We start from the raw sequence: 1533 nt of genomic DNA on the forward strand, positions 1-1533 counted from the left end.
AGCCGAACTGCCGCTTGATCACGCGAAACGGGGGCTCTACCTTCGCTCGCACTTGCGCCTTGGCTTTCTCGATCTTGCGCTTGGCTTTGTACAGGGCGCTGCGTTTATCGAGCATCTTGTAGGTGCTGCGGCGTGCTGCGACCTGCCAGATCACTTCTCGGTCGGCATGCTCGGAGCGCTTTTCGACGCCGGTGTAGCCGGCATCGGCGCAGACGACGTTCTCGTCGCCGTGCAGCAGCTTGTCGACCTGGGTGACATCCGCCACGGTGGCTGCCGTGCCCACCACGCTGTGTACCAGCCCCGATTCATCATCAACGCCGATGTGCGCCTTCATGCCAAAGTAATACTGGTTCCCCTTCTTGGTCTGGTGCATTTCCGGGTCGCGCTTGCCGTCCTGGTTCTTGGATGAACTGGGCGCGTGGATCAGCGTAGCATCGACGATAGTCCATCTTGATAATATCGGGCCGCTCAACGCTCGGGTACGGCACGAAATCCAGCTCGACGATGCGCGTCCACTGGATGTCGTTATCCTGTCGTTCGTTGGCTTGTGGCTCCTCGTCGAGCAATGTTGGTGCTTCGATGCGGGTGACGACGAAATCCCGAAACTCTCTACTCTTGCGATCAAAGGGACGTGCCAGCGCATGCCGGTATCAACCAAAGCAAAGGGCACAATTACCCGCTCGGACTCGCCGCTGCTCATCGAGTAGTAGCGGATGGCGACGGGTCGCTTAGCGTGGATGCCTCGGCAAATCGTGGCTAACACATCCATCTTGGGAATGCTTAGGGCTGCGGGGGATTCGCATGGTAGCAGCGCCTGCATTGAGCCGTTCACGCCATCGCCAAAACCGAGAGACAGCGCCGACAGAACGCGCAGCGATGCGTGCTCGAACAACGGTGAGAACTCCTGCCCGATGCGATAAATCTTGTTGCTACCATCGAAGGTGATGTTATGCGGCGCAATTTCCCGGTACAAAGCCAAATCGCGTGTCGCCCCTGCCGGAGCCACACCGAAGCGCTCAATCAGATCAGGGCGTCCGATCTCACCGAAGAAATAGAGCCGAAAATCGATGTAGGCCAACCTCTCGCGCTGGACCAAACTCAAGTCCTCAAGCCGCTTAGAAAGGGAACCAAGCATGAATCATCACTATAGGGAAAAAATGAATATTTAATACGGTAATCCATAAAGTGCCATGATTATAATCAAATTGATGATAATCAGCATTAATACTTATGTAACAGCAAGAATTTATGTCTTAAACGTAGACAGTCATCGTATGGGCTGATGTTTCTATACCGTTAAATTGATGCCATCCAACTATAAAACCTTGCTGCCCAATGCCCTATAGCTCCCTCAGGCAATTTGCCCTTATCCACTGTTCTGGTCTGGGGATGAGGGATATCAGAATAACCTAACGACTCAGGGACTGGGATCACAGGCAACCGTGGCTCGTCGCTTACCTTAATTCAAATTATTTTCAGATAGATATCATTCTTCTGAACATACCCGATTAACGGCAGAATCTCACGATTCTG

At 53.2% G+C, this 1533-nt stretch carries 1 pseudogene; it reads right to left on the reverse strand.

The features are described from left to right. Positions 1 to 451: pseudogene (locus tag FDW88_RS22345) on the reverse strand (IS5 family transposase); the annotation flags it as partial. Between the last annotated feature and the right edge of the window lie 1082 nt (positions 452 to 1533).

Origin of the sequence: Citrobacter sp. wls829 (genome assembly GCF_005280825.1) — a bacterium.
Taxonomy (GTDB): Bacteria; Pseudomonadota; Gammaproteobacteria; order Enterobacterales; family Enterobacteriaceae; genus Citrobacter; species Citrobacter gillenii.